Below are 19,567 nucleotides of genomic sequence, written 5' to 3'. Positions count from 1 at the left end.
CAAGCTGTCGCAATATTCTGCTGGATTGTTGAATAGTTGCATCATTCTGTTGCTCTCAATACGTTGACGGACAAGGACGCCGTCGTCTCCCCGACACGGCGCTCGCCGCGGCCCGAAGGCCCGGCGCCGGTTCGCAGAGGAGACCACGAGCGTGACCACGCCACTCACCGAGTACGGCACGGCGGCGGCAGCGCCAGCGCAGCCCGAGGACGACGCGCTGTGGTGGCGCAGCGCCGTGATCTACCAGGTCTACGTGCGCAGCTTCGCCGATTCCGACGGCGACGGCACGGGCGACCTCAGGGGCGTGCGCAGCCGACTCGGGTACCTCAAGGAACTCGGGGTCGACGCGCTCTGGTTCAACCCCTGGTACCCGTCCCCGCTCGCCGACGGCGGCTACGACGTCTCCGACTACCGCGACATCCACCCGGCCTTCGGCACTCTCGCGGACGCCGAGGCGCTCATCGCCGAAGCCCTCGCCCTCGGCATCCGCACGATCATCGACATCGTCCCGAACCACATCTCGAGCGCGCATCCGTGGTTCCAGGCGGCGCTCGAGGCAGGCCCGGGATCGCCCGAGCGCGAACGGTTCTGGTTCCACCCGGGCAAGGGCGAGCACGGCGACGAGATGCCCACGAACTGGGTCTCGAACTTCCAGGGCGACACGTGGACGCGGACGACGAACCCGGACGGCACGCCGGGGGAGTGGTACCTGCACCTCTTCACCCCCGAGCAGCCGGACCTCAACTGGAACCACCCCGACGTGCGCGCCGAGCACGAGGACGTCCTCAGGTTCTGGTTCGATCGCGGCGTCGCCGGCGTCCGCATCGACTCGGCCGGACTGCTCATCAAGGACCCCGAGCTGTCGGAGGTGCCCGAGCAGGTCGCGCCCGGGCAGCACCCGACCGAGGACCGCGACGAGGTGCACGACGTCTACCGCGCCTGGCGCCGCATCGCCGACTCCTACGAGGGCACCCGGGTGCTCGTCGGCGAGGTCTGGGTCCCGGATGCCGCCCGCTTCGCCGCGTACCTGCGCCCCGACGAGATGCACACCGCCTTCAACTTCGACTTCATGTCGAGGCCGTGGCGGGCCGAGGAGCTCCGCGCCTCGATCGACCTCATGCTCGCGGCGCACGCGCCCGTGGGCGCCCCGAGCACCTGGGTGCTCTCCAACCACGACGTGACCCGCCCGGTCACGCGGTACGGCCGGGAGGACTCGAGCTTCGCCTTCGCGAAGAAGCGGTTCGACACCCCCTCCGACCTGGAGCTGGGCCGTCGCCGGGCGCGAGCCGCCGCCCTGCTCACCGCCGCGCTCCCCGGCTCCCTCTACCTGTACCAGGGCGACGAGCTCGGCCTGCCGGAGGTCGAGCTCCCGCGCGAGGTGCTCGAGGACCCCATGCACTTCCGCTCGGGCGGAGTCGACCCCGGTCGCGACGGATGCCGCGTGCCGCTGCCCTGGCGCGGCACCGCGGCGCCGTTCGGCTTCAGCCCGCCAGCGGGCGCCGGCGAGGCATCCGTGTCCCCGTGGCTGCCGCAGCCCGCGGACTGGTCGGCGCTCACCGTGCAGGCGCAGGAGGCCGACCCGGGCTCGATGCTGTGGCTGTACCGCCTGGCGCTCCGCATCCGCAAGCGGGAGCATTCGCTCGGCGATGGCGCGATGGCCTGGCTGCCGAGCGAGCCCGGCGTGCTCGCGTTCAGCCGAGGCGACGACGTCGTGAACGTGACGAACCTCTCCGCCGCGCCCGTCGCGCTCCCGGAGCACGACCGCATCCTCCTCAGCAGCGCGCCGCTCGTCGGCGGGCTGCTGCCCCCAGACTCCACGGCCTGGCTCCACCGAGCCGCCTGACCGTCGAGGCCGCGCCTTGCACCAACCCCGCGGCATCCCTCACCACACCGCACCACACAGCACCGAAAGGACTGGACAATGAAGTCACCGAGAACAGTCGCGATCGCAGGCCTCGCCGCCGTCGCGATGGTGGGCGCCCTCGCCGCCTGCACTGCGGGAGGTGGCGACGACAGCGGCAAGACCGAGCTGCGCGTCGCGACGTTCCCGCCGGGCGCCGACGAGGCCGCCTACACGGCCTTCGCCGAGCAGGAGAAGCAGTTCGAGAAGGAGAACCCCGACATCGACATCATCGGGGTCGAGTACGAGTGGGAGGGGCCCACCTTCGCCGTGCAGCTGGCGGGCGGCAGCCTGCCCGACGTGTTCACGGTCCCCTTCACCGACTCGAAGACCCTGCTCGAGAACGGCCAGCTCATGGACGTGACCGACGAGATCGACGAACTCGGGTACACGGACTCGTTCAATCCGATCCTGCTCGAGGAGGTCACGGACTCCGAAGGCCGCATGTTCGGGTTCCCGCGACAGGCGTACGCGATGGGCCTGCACTACAACCGCACGCTGTTCGAGGAGGCCGGGCTCGACCCCGACAACCCGCCCACCACGTGGGACGAGATCCGCGAGGCCGCCAAGACCATCTCCGAGAAGACCGGCAAGGCCGGATTCATGGAGATGACGCAGAACAACACGGGCGGCTGGCAGCTCGCCGCGGCGACCGTCGCCCGCGGCGGCAGCATCCAGGAGGACAACGGCGACGGCACGTACACGTCGACGATCGCGAACGACGGCACGAAGGCCGCCCTCGAGTTCCTCCAGGCCCTGCGCTGGGAGGACGACTCGCTCGGGTCGAACATGCTGCTCGACTGGGGCACGATCAACCAGGAGTTCGCGGCCGGCAACATCGGCATGTACTCCTCGGGCTCCGACGTCTACACGGCGCTCGTGCGCGACTTCTCGCTGAACCCCGACGACTACGGCCTCACCGTCGTGCCCGTCGAGGACGGCGGAGGCACGCTCGGCGGCGGCGACATCGCGGTCGTGAGCCCCACGGTCGACGAGGAGACGAAGGCGGCCGCGGTCACCTGGATCGACTGGTACTACATGCAGAAGCTCCTCGACGAGGACGCCGCCGTCCTCGACGCGAAGACCCTCGCCGAGAGCGACCAGGCCGTCGGGACCCCCGTGCTGCCGGTGCTCGACCGCGAGACCTACGAGGAGTCGCTCACCTGGATCGAGCCGTACATCAACGTGCCGCGCGACCAGATGACGCCGTTCATCGAGGGCGTCTGGGACCAGACGCCCATGGGAGAGCCGAAGGGCAAGACGCAGGAGATCTACGCGCTGCTCGACACCGTCGTGCAGGCCGTGCTCACCGACCGGAACGCCGACATCGACGCCCTCCTCGAGAAGGCCGACGTCGACGCGCAGGCGCTGCTCGACCAGTAGCCGCACCGGATGCCGCGGCGGGTCGCCCCCACGGCCCGCCGCGGCATCCGCTCCCGCCCGCTCGCCCCCCGACGATGGATCAGACGATGACGATGACCAGAGCATCGGATGCCGCGGCCGAGCCCGCCGCGACCGCCGCGCCGCCCCCCGACAGCCCACCGAGCCCGATGGTCCGCACGCGGACCCGCACCCGCAGCCCCCGCACCTGGGTGCGCGGCGGGGGACTGTCGACGCTCGTCTTCCTCGCGCCGATGCTCTTCGTCTTCGGCTTCTTCAGCTGGTCGCCCATCGTGCAGTCGGTGATCATGAGCCTCCAGAAGACGAACCTGCTCGACGCCCCGACCTGGGTCGGCCTCGACAACTTCGCGAACGTGCTCGCCGACCCTCTGCTCGGCACCGCGGTGCTCAACACGCTGTACTTCGCCGCACTGGCGCTCGTCTTCGGCTTCCCGCTGCCGATCATCATGGCCGTGCTGATGAGCGAGGTGCGGCGGGGCAAGGGGTTCTACAGCGCGCTCGCCTACCTCCCGGTCGTCGTGCCGCCGGTCGTGGCGGTGCTGCTCTGGAAGGTCTTCTTCGATGCGAGCCCGACCGGGCTGTTCAACACGATCCTCGGCTGGGTCGGCATCCCCGCGCAGCCCTGGCTGCAGTCGCCGGCGACCGCCATGCCGTCGCTCGTGCTCGAGGCCACGTGGGCCGCGGCCGGCGGGTCGATCATCATCTACCTCGCGGCGCTGCTCAGCGTTCCGCCCGAGCTCTACGACGCGGCCGAGGTCGACGGCGCGTCGATCTGGCGCAAGATCTGGCATGTCACGCTGCCGCAGCTCCGCGGCATCCTCTTCATCATGCTGATCCTGCAGGTCATCGGGACGGCGCAGGTCTTCCTGGAGCCCTTCCTCTTCACGAGCGGCGGGCCGAACAACGCGACCGTCACGATCCTGCTGCTCATCTACCGCAAGGCGTTCCAGAACAGCCTCGGCGGCGACTACGGCGAGGCGACAGCGCTGAGCGTGATGCTCGCGATCGTGCTCGCCCTGCTCAGCTGGCTGTACTTCAAGCTCACCGAACGTTGGAGCACCTCATGACGACGACCCCGCCCCCGGTCTTCGAAGGCGTCGACGCCCCGCACGCGGCCGAGGGCATCCGAGGGGTCATCGGCCGCCGCCGTGCGGACCGGCGCACCGACGCGCAGGGCGACCGTGGCATCGTCTCGGGCCACGACCGCAAGAAGCGGGGAGTCAGAGCGGGCCTCGGCGGCGTGCACGGGGTGCTGTTCGTCGGCCTCGTCGTCGCTGGGCTCGGTCCGCTCCTGTGGCTCGCGAAGTCGGCCGTGACGCCGACGCAGGACACGCTCCGCCAGCCGCTCGCCCTCTGGCCCAACGGCATCGACTGGGCGAACCTCCCGCAGGCGTGGAACGACGTGCACATCGACCAGTTCTTCTGGAACACCATCGTGATCGCGGCCGGCTCGTGGGCGTTCCAGCTCGTCGTGGCCACGACGGCCGGCTACGCGCTCTCGGTGCTGCGGCCGAGGTACGCGCCGATCCTCAACGGCGCCGTGCTCGCGACCCTGTTCATCCCGGCGGTCGTGCTGCTCGTGCCGCTGTACCTGACGATCGTGAACCCGCCGCTTCCTGGCGACGTGTCGCTCCTGAACAACTACCTCGCCGTGTGGCTGCCCGCCGCGGCGAACGCGTTCAACATCCTGCTCGTGAAGCGGTTCTTCGACGCGCTGCCGCGCGAGGTGTTCGAGGCCGCGCGGACGGACGGGGCCGGGCCCTTCCGCCTGTTCTGGTCGATCGTGCTGCCGATGTCCAAGCCCATCCTCGGCGTCGTCTCGGTGTTCGCGATCATCGCCGCGTGGAAGGACTTCCTCTGGCCGATGCTCGTGCTGCCTGACCCGGCGGTGCAGCCGCTCTCGGTGCGCCTGCCCGCGGTGCAGCAGTCGATCGAACTCGACGTGTTCCTGGCAGCGCTCGCGATCTCGACGCTCATCCCCGTGGCGCTGTTCCTCGTCTTCCAGGGCGTCTTCCTGCGTTCGGCCGGACTCGGCGGCGCGGTCAAGGGCTGAGGGCCGGCGGATGCCGCGGGCGGGGCGGGCGAGTCGGCCTCCGCACGGCACGAGGACAGGCGGCATCGCGGTGCGGTGCCCGGGCGCAGGTGAAATCGCCGGGTTCGAGCGCCGGCTTCCTGTTCTCGTGCCAGAGGTATCGGCAGCTGCCACGGGCTCGGGTCGGCGGATGTCGTGGGTCGAAGCCCGCGCATGCCGCGGGCTGAGGCAGGCGGATGCCGCGGGCGGATGTCGCAGGGCGCGCGTAGGCTGCCCGGCGTGGAGCATCCCCAGGTCGTCGACCCGCGGCATCCGCTCATCGAGCGCGTGCGCGAACTCTGCCTCGCCCTGCCCGAGGCGGTCGAGGTCGAAGCCTGGGGCCGCCCGACCTTCCGGGCGCGCAAGCCGATCTTCACGTACGTCAGCGCGCACATGGAGCGGCCGTTCTCGGTCGTCGTGAAGACCGATCCCGAGGAGCACCGGGCCCTCGTGCAGGACGAGCGCTTCTACGGCGTGCCGTACTTCGACCGCAACCACTGGGTCGGCACCGACCTCGACGCGCCGGGCACCGACTGGCAGCTGCTGGCCGAGCTCATCGAGACCTCGTATCGGCAGGTCGCCCTCAAGCGCCAGTTGGTCGCGCTCGACGCGATGCGCGGGCCGTCGGCGACCGGCTGAGACCTCGCGCGAGGCGTGGCTGGGCGGAGGCTGTGAGTGGATGGCGCCCGGACTGCTCGATTGGCGCCGGCGCGATCGGTGGGATAGAGTAACGGGGTTGCCCGCGCTGGAAACAGTGCGGGGGCTGCGCTTCTCGAAGCGCATGCGCCCGTAGCTCAACGGATAGAGCATCTGACTACGGATCAGAAGGTTGGGGGTTCGAATCCCTCCGGGCGCACGTGTCCAGCACACATACTGGTTGAGACAGTAGGAGAACGGCCCGCGGAAGCGGGCCGTTCTTGTTTCCCGGTGATGCCCTGCCGCCCGACCTACTCAGCCGCCGGACGTACTCAGCCGCCGGACGGGTTCTCGATCGGCGCGCCGTCGGGGTCCGTTCCCGTCTCGAGGTCGACATCCTCCGGCCTGGTGGGTCCGTCGGAGCCTCGCTGTTGGTCGTCCGGATCGCCGCCCGAGGCGGTGTCGGTGTCCTGGCGGGGATCCTCCGTGGCATTGCCGGTCGGGGAGCCGTCGCCGAGTCGCTCGGTGTACTGCTTCTGCTCCTCGGTGAGGTTCGTCGACCCGTCCGGGCCGTCCGAGGGGGGAGTCGGTTGCTGGTTCTCGCTCATGCTGTGACGCTACGTCGGATCCGCCGCGCACGGCACGGGCTTGACAGGAACGGGTGAGGCCCGCGATCTCGCGATCGCGGGCCTCCCTCGGTCGTGCGGATGGTGTTCAGCGGCGCTCGGCGCCTGCCGGTACGGCCGTGTCGGCTGCTGCCTCGGAGGACCGTGCTCCGTCGGTCGCGGCATCCGCTTCGGAGCCGTCCGTGCCGGCAGTGGCCGACGCCTCGGCCTCGGCGCGACGGTCGGCTCGAAGCGTGCGGACCGCGAAGGTGACGGCCGCGGCCCAGATGACGAGGATGCCCAGGAGCACGCCCGTGGTGACGGGCGCCGACGCCTCGGCCGTGATGAGGATCGTGCGGGCGTTCGTGAACACGATCACGCCGCCGACGAGCGAGCCGAGCAGGCGCGGGGGCAGCTTGCGCACGAGCCAGGCCGCGAGGGGGGCGGCCAGCACGCCGCCGATGAGCAGGGCGAGCACCCAGCCCAGGTCGAAGCCGCCGGCGCCCAGTCCGATCAGGAAGCCGATGCTCGCCGCGATGGCGACGAGGAACTCGCTCGTGTCGATCGAGCCGATGACCTTGCGCGGCTCGATGCGTCCGCTCGCGAGAAGGGCCGGCGTGCCGACGGGGCCCCAGCCGCCGCCGCCCGTCGCGTCCAGGAAGCCGCCGAGGAGTCCGACCGGAGCCAGGAAGCGCAGGCGCAGCGGCTTCGCGGTGTTCACCTTGGGCAGCGAGCGGAAGGTGAAGCGCACGAGCAGGTACGCGCCGATGGCGAGGAGGATGCCGGCCATGATGGGCTTCGCGGCATCCGTGGAGAGCGAGGACAACACGGTGGCGCCGAGGAAGGCGCCGATGGCGCCCGGGACGCCGATGCGCAGCACGACCTTCCAGTCGACGTTGCCGAATCGCCAGTGCGAGATTCCCGACGCGAGCGTCGTGCCGATCTCCGCGAGGTGCACCGAGGCGCTGGCCGAGGCGGGGTTCGCGCCGATCGCGAGCAGCAGCGTGGTCGACGTGACGCCGTACGCCATGCCGAGGGCGCCGTCGACGAGCTGGGCGGCGAACCCGACGAGCGCCAGGAGTACGAGAGTCTGCATCACGCCTTCTTTCCGAGGAATCCAACTGGAGTACTCGGGAATCTATTGGCGGGGTCTCGGGGCGGACAAGCGACATGTCGCCGCATGTCGCCGCATGACGTCATGCGGGCCCGGCGAGGGCCCATCGCTGCCGTGCGCAGGCCGTGCGCAGGCCGTGCGGTTCACCTGTCGCGCCGGCGGCAGGGCGGGGCGGATCGGGTCGGGGAGACCGGTTCAGCCGCGGGCGTCTGGGCTGCGCCAGGCCGAGGGATCGTCGGCGAGCAGGCGCACGTGCTCGGGCAGGTCGCCGCCCACCACTGCGGCGAGCGTGGTCTCCTCGAGGACGGAGCGGACGCTCGCGCGGAGCGCCACCCACACGTCCAGGAGGCCGGTGCTCGTGCCCGTGTACTCGAGGTCGGAAGGGCGCGAGTCGCGCACGAAGACGAGGGGGCCGTCGACGGCGCGGACGACGTCGGCGATCGAGACGGATGCCGCGTCGCGAGCGAGCCGGAACCCGCCGTTCGCGCCGCGCCGGCTCTCGGCGATGCCCGCCCGGCGGAGGCTCGTCAGGATTCCCTCGAGGAAGCTCGCGGGGATCTCCTCGGCGGTCGCGATGGACTCGGAGGAGACGAGCACGCCCTCGGGTGCGGCGGCCAGCATGAGCGCCGCCCGGACGGCGTAGTCGGCGCGGGCGGAGATCCGCATCAGCCGTCGCCCTGGGGCGTGAGCGAGGTGGCGGGCATGCCTGCAATTCAAGCAGACGGGCGGGCTCCGGTCGGATGTCGCGTGGAGAACCCCCTGTTCGGGGGCCAGAACGGGCCGCTGGCCTGTGGATCTGCTGAACAAAGTGTTTCGTTGCACAATCCGGTCTTGGCTCGTGCGAGCGGCGGCGGTTACGCTCGAATTCACTGACCGTGATGTAACCGAACCATACGAGGGCTCGGCAAGATGAGGGCACGGGTCTCGGGGGGCCTCCGGGCGGCGTCGGCAGGGGCGACCGCCGACTCCGTCGTGCACGCGACGATCTCCCTCGACGCCTCGCTCCGCGCTCGAGCCGCTCGCCGTCGGGAAGCCCGGAGGCGCCTCGCGGCGATCCGCGACGGCGTCGCGGCATCCGTGATGCGACGCGTGCTCGTGACGCTCATCGCCCTGCTCCTCGGCGTGGCCGTCTTCCAGTTCTTCGCCCCGCGGCTCGGGGTGCCGATCGATGCGGCCTGGCACGACCGCCAGGCGGGCGCGATCCTGCTCGGGGTCGCCGCCGGAGCGACGGTCTTCGTGGCGCTCGCGATCGCCTCGGCGTCGGCCAGGGGCGTCGAACTCCTGCACGGCTTCGGCTTCCACTCCACGCCCGGCAACCGGGCTGCGCTCGCCGCCGGGTCCTGGTTCGCGGTCGCGGCGCTCGGTGTGCACTTCTCCGCCGCAGCGTTCCTCTCCCTGCCCGGAGGGCAGTGGGCCGCCGCCGCGGTGCTCGGCGGCGGGCTCGCGACGGCCGTCTTCTGCCTGCACCGCGTCGCCGTCCACGATCACGCGTACCGCACGTTCAACCTCGCTGCGCTGCTCCTGGCGACGGCGGCGATCGCGAGCATGAGCACCACGGCCACCGGCCCCTGGTGGGACGTGAACTTCAGCACGCTCGGTACGACGGATGACGCGGCCGCCTTCTACTTCAACGCCGGTGCGGTCCTCTCCGGGCTCTCGATGGCGATGCTCGCGCGCACGTTGACCGCCGGCCTGGCGACACCGGCCTTGGGAGCCGGAGTCGCCGGGATCCGGATCCTCCGTGTCTGCATCGTGGCGATCGGGGTCTGCCTGATGGGGGTCGGCCTCGTGCCCATCGACACCGCGACCGACCTGCACAACGCGTTCGCGCTCGGCGCCGCGGTGAGCTTCGCGGTGCCGGCACTGGGCCTGCGCCTCCTCGTACCCTCCGCACCCAAGCGGCTGGTCGTGCTGTCCGTCGCCCTCGTCGTCGTCGAGGCGGGCGCGATGGGCCTGTACGACGGCGTTCGGCTGGTCAGCCTCACCGTCTTCGAGATCGTCGCGTTCTCGCTGATCTTCGTGTGGCTCATCGCGCTGACCGTGACGCCCCGCGAGCCGGGCGCGCTCCGCGCCGGTGCAGCGGAGGCCGCGGGGATCGCGCTCGAGGTCGTGCACGTGGCGACCCGGCGGGTGTCCGACGGTGTCGCCAGCGGGCAGGTCGCCGCCGCCGACGCCGCCTCCAGGCTCCGGCTCGCGGCATCCGCGACCGGATCCCGAGTCGGGCTCGGCGTCGGCGTCGGCCCGCCGCGGCGCCGGACCTCGGCGAGGGCGGCGCCGATTGCCGGCCGGCTTCCAGACGATGACACGATGGAAGCCCGACGAATGGAGATGGCATGACCACGACGGACTCGACCGCGGACATCGAGATCGTGCGCGACGACGCGCAGCGACGCTACGAGCTGACCGTCGACGGCGTCCAGGCCGGGATCGCCGCCTTCGTCGCGACGCCAGGCCGCATCGTCTTCACCCATACGGTCGTGCGGCCCGAGTTCGAAGGGCGCGGCCTCGGGAGCCGCCTCGCGCGGTTCGTGCTCGACGACGCCGTCGCGCGAGGAGAGCGCATCGTCCCGCGCTGCCCGTTCATCGCCGACTACCTCGGGCGTCACCCCGAGTACGAGGCATCCGTCGACGCGCCCGAGTGACCCTCATTCTGGGCACTGTGCCGCGGCCGTCGCGCAGGTAGCATTCGAGCAACCCAGAGTCGGCCCGAACGACCGATCCGCCGTGCGCGGATCGGGGACTGATCTCGATCACTTCCTCTGGAACGCCTCGCCGAGCTCAGTTCGGGTCGCTCGGTCGGGGGAGGCCTCCACGAGGCCGCAGTGGGGCGGGAGGTAGGGTTCCCGCCTCACTGTCCCACGCGTGCCCGGCGGTGCCTGCCCGGTCATGCGGGCGAGCGATCAGCCGGCTGCCCGGTCCGCCGAGTTCTCGGAGGCCGCGGTCTCCCCGATGAGCGGGTCCGCGAGCGCGAGGCGCATGCGGCGGCACAGCCCGGTCAGGGTGACGAGCTCGTCGTCGTCGAGGCCGGCGCCGACCGCGCGTTCGATGGCCGCGATGTGCTGGTAGGCGACCTGGCGGTAGAGCGAGAAGCCGTCCTCGGTGATCGAGACGATGGTGCCGCGACCGTCGTCCGGGTCGGGGACCTTGGTGACCAGCCCCCGGCTCGACAGCCGGTCGAGCATGCGGCTGACGCTCGGCTGGCTGATGAGCACCGACCGGTTGAGGTCCTTCAAGCGGAGGCGCCGCCGAGGGGCACGCGAGATGTTGAAGAGCACGTCGTACTCGTTCAGCGAGATGAGTTCGCTCGGGAAACTCTCCGACAGGGTGCGAATCACGGTGACCTGCGCGCGGAAGAGCGACTCCCAGGCGGCGACGGCGATCGCTCGATCGGTCACGGGGATCCCTTCGCAACGACGGACATCATCGACGGCCCCGAAGTCGTGGATCGCGGCCCAGTTCCCAGAATAGGGAACCCGGCGCCGGAAATGGGTGAGGGCCGGTCGTAGAGGCTGACGACCGACCCTCACCCTTGCACCAAGAGTGTCCTGCAATCACATTCCGCACCGACCGCCACAGCAAACAGTCGGTGCACAACCGAATATATAACGGATCGGTAACGGGCGCTAGTTATCGTTCCGTGATTTTTCGGAAAGCCTGTTCCGAGGCCTCAGTAGAGGTCGGGCGACGGCGTGGAGGCCTGCCGGATGGACACGTCGGCGTGCCGGTCGAACCGGTAGCCGATGCCCCGCACGGTGCGGACGATGTCCTGGTAGTGCGCGAGCTTGGAGCGCAGGCGACGCACGTGCACGTCAATGGTGCGCTCGCTCGGAACCTCGTCCTCGGCCGACCAGAGGTTCTCGATGAGTTCGTGGCGGTCGATGGTGCGGCCCTCGCGGAGCACGAGGAACTGGAGAAGCTCGAACTCCTTGTACGTGAGCCCGGCCGGCTCGCCGTCGAGCAGCACGCGCTTGCGCGAGATGTCGATGATCACGCCGTTGGGGTGGCGATCGGCGTCGCTGCGGGTCTCGCCGGCGTCGCGCTGCTTGGCGAGCGCGGCCGGGTCCTGCAGGGCGAGCCGCACGACGTCCACGTCTCGGCCGCCGGCACCGGCCGGTGCCAGGGCGACGGCTGCGTACGTCTCCGCCGAGGGCGCGATCTCACCGGTCAGTGCGCGCAGCGCCTCGACGATGCGGTGCAGGGTCGTGCCGTCGGCGTCGGCCTTCGACTCGTCGATGCCGACGTACAGCACGAAGCCGCGGGCCTCGGTGCCGTCGGGCACGGCGCGCACCCGGGGTGCGGCGGGGCGCTCGGTGAGGGCCGGGGCGGGCTGCGCCGCGACGGGGGCGGCGGCGGTGAGGAGCGGGGCCGCGCTGCGGATGCTCGTTCCCGTGATGCGGGGGGCGGCGGCGCGGTCGGCGATGGAGGTGCGGGCGGGAGCGATGGCGATCGACATGATGGATTCCTTGCGATGAAGACGGTGCAGCGAACACCCCTCAGCGGGGGTGGCGAAGGCCGGGAGGCCGAATACGAACCCGGGAACGGGTTCGGGGAGTCGCGGCCGGACTGAGATTCGTCCGGCTACGGCGACTCGGCGGGGAGGTCGCGGGTCAGCGGCACATTCGACAACACATGGGTGCACGTGCCGGCATCATCATGCCGGTCGTCCTGAGGGCCTCGGGGGCGATCAGGGAGCGTGCGGTGTCAGTCATGAGCGATAGTCAATCCGACGGGCCCGGATGTGTCAATCCGTGACGTCGGCGTGACGCGGTGTGACGGCGCAGACGGTGCACGTGCGGATGCGGCATCCGGCAGGATCGGGGAGCAGGTGCTCAACCCGGAAAGGATCCTCGAAAAGCCCCGGATGAAAAAAATCTTCTGCGGAGCGGATCCGGGATTCAGGCCGCCCCGCCGAAGATCCTTCGGCGAGGCGATGGTGAGCCGTGGAGTCTAGACCGTGCCGTAGAGGCGGTCGCCCGCGTCACCCAGGCCGGGCACGATGTAGCCCTGCTCGTTGAGGCGCTCGTCGAGGGCTCCGAGCACGATGGTGACGTCCTGGCCGTGCAGCTGCTCCTCGACGAAGGCGAGGCCCTCGGGGGCGGCGAGGATGCAGATCGCGGTGACATCCGTCGCCCCGCGCTTCAGCAGGAACTCGATGGCCGCGGCGAGCGAGCCGCCCGTGGCCAGCATCGGGTCGAGCACGAAGCACTGCCGGTCGGAGAGGTCGTCGGGCAGGCGCTCGGCATAGGTCGTCGGCTCGAGCGTCTCCTCATTGCGAGCCATGCCGAGGAATCCGACCTCGGCGCTCGGCAGGAGCTTGACCATGCCCTCGAGCATGCCGAGTCCCGCCCGCAGGATCGGCACGATGAGCGGCTTCGGGTCGGCGATGCGGACGCCCGTCGTGGGGGACACCGGGGTCACGATGTCGATCGGCTCCACGCGGACCCCGCGCGTGCCCTCGTAGGCGAGGAGCGTCATGAGCTCCTCGACCAGCGCCCGGAACACCGGAGACGGGGTGTCGACGTCGCGGAGCACCGTCAGCTTGTGGGTGATGAGCGGGTGGTCTGCCACGTGGACTCGCATAGGCTCGAGTCTAGTTCGCGCGTGTCGAGCGGAGGGAGCGGTCATGGATGCCACGGGCCCGGCCCTCCACCGCGAGTTCATGCGGCTCGCGCTCGCCGAGGCGGCGCTGGCGCCCACGACGGGCGACGTGCCGGTCGGCGCGATCGTCGTGGACGCGAGCGGCCGCGTCATCGCCTCCCGGCACAACGAGCGCGAGCTCACCGGCGACCCCACCGCGCACGCCGAAGTGCTCGCCCTCCGCGATGCCGCGGCCGCGCACGGCGAGTGGCGGCTGACCGGGTGCACCCTCGTCGTCACCCTCGAGCCGTGCGTGATGTGCGCCGGGGCCATCCTCGCCGCACGGGTCCCGACCGTCGTCTTCGGTGCCTGGGACGAGAAGGCGGGGGCGTCGGGGTCGCTCTACGACGTGCTCCGCGACCGCCGGCTCAACCACCGCGTCGAGGTGTACGCGGGCGTCGACGCCGATGCCGCGGCGACGCTGCTCCTCGACTTCTTCGGCGACGACGAGCACCGCCCGGTCGCCCGCTAGCTAGGCCGCGGCCCGACCCGACTCGAGTCCGTCGAGGTATTCGCCGAGCAGGAGGGCGGAGGCCGACTCGGCCGCAGCACCGAGGCGGGCGCGGTCGGCGCGCATCCGGTCGCTCGTCGTGCCGTGCTCGGGAAGCTCGTCGCCCCACGCGGCGAGCCAGCCCTCGTGGATGCCGACGGTCACCTCGGGATGGAACTGCACGGCGAGCAGCCAGTCGCCCCGCCGGAAGGCCTGGTTCGCGTACCGCTCGCTCGAGGCGAGCCGTTCGACGTCGTCGGGCAGGTCGAACGTGTCGCCGTGCCACTGCGCCGTCGGGATGCCGGCGAAGTGGCGCAGGGGCGACGTGCGGCCGGCCGTCGTCGGCGTCACCTCGAGCCAGCCGACCTCCTTGCGCTCGCCGCGGTACACCGCGGCACCGAGTGCGGAGGCGAGCAGCTGCGCCCCGAGGCAGACACCGAAGACGGGTGCCTCCGCGTCGATGCGGGCTCGCAGCAGCCCGAGCTCGTCGGACAGGTACGGATAGCGCTCCGTCTCGTACGCGCCCTCCTCGCCGCCGAGCACGACGACCAGGTCGGGCGCGAGCGGGTCGAGCGCCGCGACATCCGTCACGGGGGTGTCGACGGTGACGATCTGGTAGCCGTGCGACTCGAGCGTCGGCCCGAGGTTGCCGAGGCCGATCGCCGGGTCGTGCCGGAGGACGAGCACGGTGGTGACGCGGAACGCCGCGGCATCCGTCATTCGAGGCCCTTGATGACGATCGCGTCGGTGGGCGGAGCCGCGAGGTTCGGGTCGACCCAGACGTCGGGCTCGATGTAGATGACGCGCGCCGAGGGGACGGCGGCCCGGATGCGCTGCTCGATGACGTTGGTGGCGGCCGCGACCTCGAGCAGCGGCTGGTCGGCGGTGAAGCCGAGCTTGGCGGCCACGAGGAGTTCGTCGGGCCCGAGGTACAGGGTCTTCATGTGGATGATGCGTTCGATCTCGGGGCCGTCGGTGATGGCGCGTTCGATGGCCGCGACGTCGTCGTCGTTGGCGCCCTCGCCGACGAGGAGCGACTTCGTCTCGATGCCGAGCACGACCGCCACGAGCACGAGGAGCGTGCCGATCATGAGCGTGCCGATCGCGTCGAAGGTCGGGTTGCCGGTGATGACCGTGAGCCCGACCGCGACGAAGGCGAAGACCAGGCCGATGAGCGCCGCCACGTCTTCCAGCAGCACGACGGGCAGCTCGGGGGCCTTCGCGCGGCGGACGAACTGCACCCAGCTCTGGCGACCGCGGGTGTGGTTGGACTCCTTGACCGCGGTGCGCAGCGAGAACGACTCGAGCACGATCGCGATCGCGAGCACGAGCAGCGGAAGCCACGCGTTCTCGAGCTCGTGGGGGTGGGTGAGCTTCTCGACGCCCTCGTAGATCGAGAAGATGCCGCCGACGGAGAACAGGATGATCGAGACCACGAACGCGTACACGTAGCGCTCGCGGCCGTAGCCGAACGGGTGCTCCTTGTCGGCGGCCTTCTTCGCCTGGCGGCCGCCGAGGATGAGCAGCAGCTGGTTGCCGGCGTCGGCGACGGAGTGCACGCCCTCGGCCAGCATCGAGGCGGAACCCGAGAAGAACCACGCGATGAACTTCGTCAGGGCGATGCCCGTGTTGGCGAGGAATGCCGCGATGATGGCCTTGGTGCCGCCTGATGCGCTCATGGCGTCAATCCTAGGATGGACGGATGAGCGCCGACGAGCCCGTGACCCTGCCCGCGATCGCCTTCCTCGGGGCGGGTTCGATGGCCCGAGCCGTGCTCACCGGGCTGCTCCAGCCGGGCGTGACGGTCGACGGCGGCATCCGCGCCACGAACCGGTCGGCGGCCAACGCGGCGCAGCTCTCTGCGTTCGACGGCGTCACCGCCTACGCGACCGAGACGGATGCCGCGGCCAACCGCACCGCCGTCGCCGGGGCGAAGGTCGTCGTGGTCGCCGTGAAGCCAGCGATGGTGCCCGACCTGCTGCGCGAGATCGCCGACGCGCTCGAGCCCGGCGCGGTCGTGGTCTCGGTCGCGGCGGGCGTCACGGTCGCCACGTTCGAGTCGCTGCTGCCCTCGTCGGTGGCCGTCATCCGATCGATGCCGAACACGCCGGCGCTCGTCGGCCGGGCGGTCACGGGCGTGTCGGCGGGCACCCGGTCGAGCGAGGCCGACCTCGCGCTCGCCGTCGCGCTCTTCGAGACGGTCGGCGATGTGCTCGTCGTGCCCGAGGAGCAGATCGACGCGCTCTCGACGATCTCGGGCTCCGGCCCGGCGTACGTCTTCTACCTGATCGAGCAGCTCACCGCGGCCGCGGTCGCGAAGGGCTTCACGCCCGAGCAGGCGGCGCTCATGGTGCAGGGCACCTTCCGCGGCGCGAGCGAGCTGCTCGCGGCATCCGACGTGGACCCGACCGAGCTGCGCCGCCGGGTGACGAGCCCCAAGGGCACGACCGAGCGCGCCGTCGCGGTGCTCGAGGGCGCGGGGCTCGAGCGGATGTTCGTCGAGGCGACCGACGCCGCGCTCGCCCGCGCCCGCGAGCTCGCGGCAGGCGCATGAGCAGCGGGCCCGGCGACGGCGTCGCGCCCGCCCCGCTCGACCTCGACGGCGAGCCGCGGTTCGCCTGGCGCGGGGTCATGCTCGACGTCGCCCGGCGCTTCCGCCCGTTGCCCGACCTGCTGCGCTTCGTCGACCTGCTCGCCGCGCACGGCCTCAACGTGCTGCAGCTGCACCTGGCCGACGACCAGGGCTGGCGCTTCGAGGTGCTGGCGTATCCGCGGCTCGCCGAGATCGGCGGGCGCCGATCGGAGTCGCAGCTCGGGCATGGTCCGACATCCACGCTCGACGGCGTGCCGCACGAGGGCTCGTACTCGCAGGCCGAGCTGCGCGAGCTCGTCGGGTACGCGTCGGCGCGCGGCATCCGCGTGGTCCCCGAGCTCGACGTGCCGGGCCATGCGCGTGCCATCCTCGCGGCGTACCCGGAGTTCGGCGTCGGCGACGTCGAGGGCGTTCGTGCGCGCAACGTCGAGCCGTGGACGCGCTTCGGCATCTCGGACGAGGTGCTGAACGTCGAGGAGGCCACCGTCGAATTCGTGTGCACCGTGTTCGATGAGCTCTGCGAGGTGTTCGACTCCGACGTCGTCGGCTTCGGCGGCGACGAGGTGCGCAAGGACCGCTGGGCCGCGGACCCGCGCACGCAGGAGCTCATGGCCGAGCGCGACCTCGGGTCGGAGGAAGAGCTCCAGGCGTGGTTCCTCGGCCGGGTCGCGGGCCACCTCGCGACGCTCGGGCGCCGGGTCATCGGGTGGGACGAGATGCTGGAGGGCTCGGATGCCGCGGCGCCGACCCTGCCCGCGGACGCCGTGGTGGCCTCGTGGCGCGGCCCCGTCGGGGCCGAGCTCGGCGCGCGGCTCGGTCACGACGTGGTGCTCTGCCCCGACCTCTGGACCTACTTCGACTACCGCCAGTCGGACGGCGCCGACGAGCCGATCCCGGTCGGCACGGTGCTGTCCCTCGAGGATGCGGCGTCGTTCGAGCCGCTCGACGCGTCGGCCTCGCCCGAGCTGCGCGGTCGGGTCATCGGCGTGCAGGCGAACGTCTGGACCGAGCACCTCGACACGCGCGATCGGCTCGACTACGCGGTGTTCCCGCGCCTGGGCGCGTTCGCCGAGGTGGCGTGGAACGGCGGTCCGCTCGACTGGGCGTCGTTCCAGGAGCGCCTGCCCGCCTACCTCGCCTGGCTCGACGGGCAGGGCGTCGCCTACCGCCCGATCGACGGGCCGCGTCCCGAGCAGCGGCGTCCGGGCGTGCCGGGGGTGCCGCGCGACCGCGCCTCGCGGGTCGCGGAGCTCGATCGGCTCACGGCGAGCCTGCGCGCCGCGCGCTGATTTCAGGGCGGATGTCGATTTTCGGAGGGTGTTCTCGTCACCATGGTGTGACGGACCTCGTCACGGCCCGAGCAGGCCATGACCCAAGGAGAGACACCATGACGGACACGTACGTCTACCTCATCCACGAGCCCGACTGGGACTCCGACGCGTACCTCGGCGGCGGCGGAGGCGTCCCCGGCGGCGACCCGGGCGCCAACTTCCCCGAGCACACGGCGTTCCAGGAGGCGGTGGCCCGGCTGGGCGCCCGCATCGTCGGCGCCGCCGCGCTGCAGAACGCCCGCCACGGCGGCCGGGTGACCCCGGGTGCCGGTGACCGCGCCGAAGCCGACGCCGTCTACTCCGACGGGCCCTACCCCGACACGAGCGAGGTCGTCTCGGGCTACTACGTCGTCGAGACCGACGACGAGGACCTCGCCAGGCGCATCGCGGCGCTCGTGCCCACCGGCGGCCACATCGAGTGGCGCAAGGTGTTCCCGATCTCGTGAGCGATGCGATCGCCGACCTGGGCGAGGACTTCGTCGAGGCCTGGCCGCGGATCGTGCGCGCCCTGGCTGCCTTCACGGGCAGCCTCGACGACGCGCAGGAGTACGCGGCGGAGGCCATCGCGCGAGCCGTCGCCCAGGCCGGCGGTCACGGACCGCCCCTCGGCTCGCTGGCCGCCTGGTGCACGGCCGTCGGCAAGCGCGCGTGGATCGACGACCGGCGCCGAGCCGCGGTCGAACTCCGGCACGTCCAGCACCTCGCGAGCGACCTGCGGCAGGGCGTCGCGGATCCGGATGCCGCATCCGAGGCGTCCGAGGCATCCGCTGGGGGGTCGTCGGTCGGCGAAGCCCTCGACGACCGGGTCGCGCTGCTGTTCGTGACCTGCGACCCGGCCCTCACGGAGCAGGCGCGACTCGTGCTCTCGCTCCGCGTCGTGTGCGGGCTCGACGTGCCTCGCATCGCCGCGCACCTGGGCATCCAGTCGTCGGCGGCCGCGGCGCGTCTCACCCGGGCGAAGCGTGCGCTCGCGGAGGCGCGCGGACGGTTCCACGTGCCGGAGGCGCCCGAGCGCCGGGTGCGCCTGCCCGTCGTGCTCGCGAGCGTGGCCGGCATGTTCACCGTCGCGCATCGCGACGTGCTCGACCCGCAGAGCCCGCTGGACGACCTCGGAAGACAGGCGCTCTCGATCGCCGACGCGCTCGTCGCCGAGTTCCCCGACGACGCCGAGGTGCGTGGCCTCAGGGCGGTCGTGCGGCTCGGGCTGGCGCGCCGGCCGGGCCGACTGGACGCGGACGGGGCGGCGGTCCCGCTCGATCAGGTCGACCGAGGCCGTTGGGACGCCCGGCTCATCGAGGCCGGGCTCGACGATGCCGCCGCAGCGGCCGACCGGGGCGACGGGCGCTTCGTCCTCGAGGCCGCGATCGCGGGACTGCACACCGCGGCGCCGAGCTTCGCGGCCACCGACTGGGACCGGATCGTCGCGTTCTACGCGGCGCTCGAGCGCGTCTGGGGTTCCCCGTCGGTCACCGCCGCTCGGCTCGCCGCCGAGTTGCATCGGAGCCTGCTCGCACCCGAGTCCGGCGAACGCACTGCCGCCCTCCGCGCCATCCGCCGTGAACTCCGCGCGCTCGCCGACGGTTCCGCGCCCTACGCGGCGCTCGATGCGCGGCTCGCGCTCGCCGACCTCGACTGGCGCACGGACCGCCGCGACGAGGCGGCCGCCGAGTACGCGCTGCTGTCGACCCTCGTGACGACCGAACCCCTGCGACGGTTCTGCCTCGCCCGGGCCTCCGGCCGCTGAGCGCGACCGCCCGAACGGGCGAGGACGGCGGGCAGCCCCGGGTCG

The 19,567-nt window shown here is 71.6% G+C and carries 20 protein-coding genes and 1 tRNA gene; 13 read left to right on the top strand and 8 right to left on the bottom strand.

The features are described from left to right. The first annotated feature begins 151 nt into the window (after positions 1-151). From GQQ95_RS06305 to GQQ95_RS06280, 6 genes are all read left to right on the top strand, one after another. Positions 152-1,843, top strand: a complete 1,692-nt coding sequence (locus GQQ95_RS06305; RefSeq protein ID WP_157426808.1) for a glycoside hydrolase family 13 protein — start codon at positions 152-154, stop codon at positions 1,841-1,843. Between the two features lie 78 nt (positions 1,844-1,921). Then, on the top strand, positions 1,922-3,283 hold the full coding sequence (locus GQQ95_RS06300) for an ABC transporter substrate-binding protein (RefSeq protein WP_157426807.1): 1,362 nt from the start codon (positions 1,922-1,924) through the stop codon (positions 3,281-3,283). Positions 3,284-3,375: 92 nt separating this feature from the next. Beyond that, on the top strand, positions 3,376-4,368 hold the full coding sequence (locus tag GQQ95_RS06295) for a carbohydrate ABC transporter permease (RefSeq protein WP_425482560.1): 993 nt from the start codon (positions 3,376-3,378) through the stop codon (positions 4,366-4,368). After that, entirely contained in the window at positions 4,365-5,354 is a 990-nt protein-coding gene (locus GQQ95_RS06290) for a carbohydrate ABC transporter permease (RefSeq protein ID WP_157426806.1), read from the top strand. Before GQQ95_RS06295 ends, GQQ95_RS06290 begins: the two co-directional genes overlap by 4 nt. 258 nt (positions 5,355-5,612) lie before the next feature. Continuing rightward, positions 5,613-6,011, top strand: coding sequence for an MmcQ/YjbR family DNA-binding protein (locus tag GQQ95_RS06285; RefSeq protein ID WP_170296989.1), 399 nt, complete (start codon positions 5,613-5,615; stop codon positions 6,009-6,011). Positions 6,012-6,155: 144 nt separating this feature from the next. Next, a tRNA-Arg gene (locus GQQ95_RS06280) sits at positions 6,156-6,228 on the top strand. A 112-nt stretch (positions 6,229-6,340) separates the two neighbouring features. On the opposite strand, the gene GQQ95_RS06275 is transcribed toward GQQ95_RS06280, so the two are convergent. The 3 genes from GQQ95_RS06275 to GQQ95_RS06265 all read right to left on the bottom strand — a co-directional run bounded on the left by GQQ95_RS06275 (position 6,341) and on the right by GQQ95_RS06265 (position 8,393). Further along, on the bottom strand, positions 6,341-6,616 hold the full coding sequence (locus GQQ95_RS06275; protein ID WP_157426804.1) for a hypothetical protein: 276 nt from the start codon (positions 6,614-6,616) through the stop codon (positions 6,341-6,343). A gap of 106 nt (positions 6,617-6,722) precedes the next feature. Continuing rightward, a complete protein-coding gene (locus tag GQQ95_RS06270) occupies positions 6,723-7,709 on the bottom strand; it encodes a sulfite exporter TauE/SafE family protein (RefSeq protein WP_157426803.1) in 987 nt (328 codons plus the stop codon). Positions 7,710-7,922: 213 nt separating this feature from the next. Continuing rightward, a complete protein-coding gene (locus GQQ95_RS06265; RefSeq protein WP_157426802.1) occupies positions 7,923-8,393 on the bottom strand; it encodes an RrF2 family transcriptional regulator in 471 nt (156 codons plus the stop codon). 243 nt (positions 8,394-8,636) lie between these two features. Here GQQ95_RS06265 and GQQ95_RS06260 point away from each other — a divergent pair, with 243 nt between their 5' ends. Together GQQ95_RS06260 and GQQ95_RS06255 are read left to right on the top strand one after the other, a co-directional pair. Continuing rightward, on the top strand, positions 8,637-10,064 hold the full coding sequence (locus GQQ95_RS06260; RefSeq protein ID WP_157426801.1) for a hypothetical protein: 1,428 nt from the start codon (positions 8,637-8,639) through the stop codon (positions 10,062-10,064). After that, positions 10,061-10,369 (top strand): GNAT family N-acetyltransferase, encoded by a 309-nt coding sequence (locus GQQ95_RS06255; protein ID WP_157426800.1) that lies wholly within the window; start codon positions 10,061-10,063, stop codon positions 10,367-10,369. The genes GQQ95_RS06260 and GQQ95_RS06255 overlap by 4 nt, the downstream gene beginning before the upstream one ends. Before the next feature lie 258 nt (positions 10,370-10,627). Here the strand turns inward: GQQ95_RS06255 and GQQ95_RS06250 are convergent, their stop codons facing one another. The 3 genes from GQQ95_RS06250 to upp form a co-directional block, all read right to left on the bottom strand. Further along, positions 10,628-11,122, bottom strand: coding sequence for a MarR family winged helix-turn-helix transcriptional regulator (locus tag GQQ95_RS06250; RefSeq protein ID WP_157426799.1), 495 nt, complete (start codon positions 11,120-11,122; stop codon positions 10,628-10,630). A 272-nt stretch (positions 11,123-11,394) separates the two neighbouring features. After that, positions 11,395-12,180: a winged helix-turn-helix domain-containing protein gene (locus GQQ95_RS06245; RefSeq protein WP_212275320.1), complete on the bottom strand. Its 786-nt coding sequence runs from the start codon at positions 12,178-12,180 to the stop codon at positions 11,395-11,397. 494 nt (positions 12,181-12,674) lie between these two features. Further along, entirely contained in the window at positions 12,675-13,307 is a 633-nt protein-coding gene (gene upp, locus GQQ95_RS06240) for a uracil phosphoribosyltransferase (protein ID WP_157426798.1), read from the bottom strand. A 43-nt stretch (positions 13,308-13,350) separates the two neighbouring features. Here upp and GQQ95_RS06235 point away from each other — a divergent pair, with 43 nt between their 5' ends. After that, the gene (locus GQQ95_RS06235; protein ID WP_212275319.1) at positions 13,351-13,836 is read left to right on the top strand and encodes a nucleoside deaminase; all 486 of its coding nucleotides are present in this window, start codon (positions 13,351-13,353) and stop codon (positions 13,834-13,836) included. On the opposite strand, the gene GQQ95_RS06230 is transcribed toward GQQ95_RS06235, so the two are convergent. Then, positions 13,837-14,574 (bottom strand): glutamine amidotransferase-related protein, encoded by a 738-nt coding sequence (locus tag GQQ95_RS06230; protein WP_157426797.1) that lies wholly within the window; start codon positions 14,572-14,574, stop codon positions 13,837-13,839. Then, the gene (locus tag GQQ95_RS06225) at positions 14,571-15,533 is read right to left on the bottom strand and encodes a cation diffusion facilitator family transporter (protein ID WP_157426796.1); all 963 of its coding nucleotides are present in this window, start codon (positions 15,531-15,533) and stop codon (positions 14,571-14,573) included. Before GQQ95_RS06225 ends, GQQ95_RS06230 begins: the two co-directional genes overlap by 4 nt. Before the next feature lie 23 nt (positions 15,534-15,556). Here GQQ95_RS06225 and proC point away from each other — a divergent pair, with 23 nt between their 5' ends. The 4 genes from proC to GQQ95_RS06205 all read left to right on the top strand — a co-directional run bounded on the left by proC (position 15,557) and on the right by GQQ95_RS06205 (position 19,522). After that, on the top strand, positions 15,557-16,408 hold the full coding sequence (gene proC, locus GQQ95_RS06220; RefSeq protein WP_157426795.1) for a pyrroline-5-carboxylate reductase: 852 nt from the start codon (positions 15,557-15,559) through the stop codon (positions 16,406-16,408). Further along, positions 16,405-17,736 (top strand): beta-N-acetylhexosaminidase, encoded by a 1,332-nt coding sequence (locus tag GQQ95_RS06215; protein WP_157426794.1) that lies wholly within the window; start codon positions 16,405-16,407, stop codon positions 17,734-17,736. The genes proC and GQQ95_RS06215 overlap by 4 nt, the downstream gene beginning before the upstream one ends. A gap of 98 nt (positions 17,737-17,834) precedes the next feature. Further along, positions 17,835-18,224 carry a YciI family protein gene (locus GQQ95_RS06210; protein WP_157426793.1) on the top strand — a complete coding sequence of 130 codons (390 nt, stop codon included), beginning with the start codon at positions 17,835-17,837 and terminating at the stop codon, positions 18,222-18,224. Further along, on the top strand, positions 18,221-19,522 hold the full coding sequence (locus tag GQQ95_RS06205; RefSeq protein ID WP_246205209.1) for a DUF6596 domain-containing protein: 1,302 nt from the start codon (positions 18,221-18,223) through the stop codon (positions 19,520-19,522). Before GQQ95_RS06210 ends, GQQ95_RS06205 begins: the two co-directional genes overlap by 4 nt. Positions 19,523-19,567: the final 45 nt, after the last annotated feature.

Source organism: Agromyces salentinus (assembly GCF_009749395.1).
Classification (GTDB): Bacteria; Actinomycetota; Actinomycetes; order Actinomycetales; family Microbacteriaceae; genus Agromyces; species Agromyces salentinus.
Note: the sequence above shows the minus strand (reverse complement) of the source record. Positions and strands in the feature narration are given on the sequence as shown.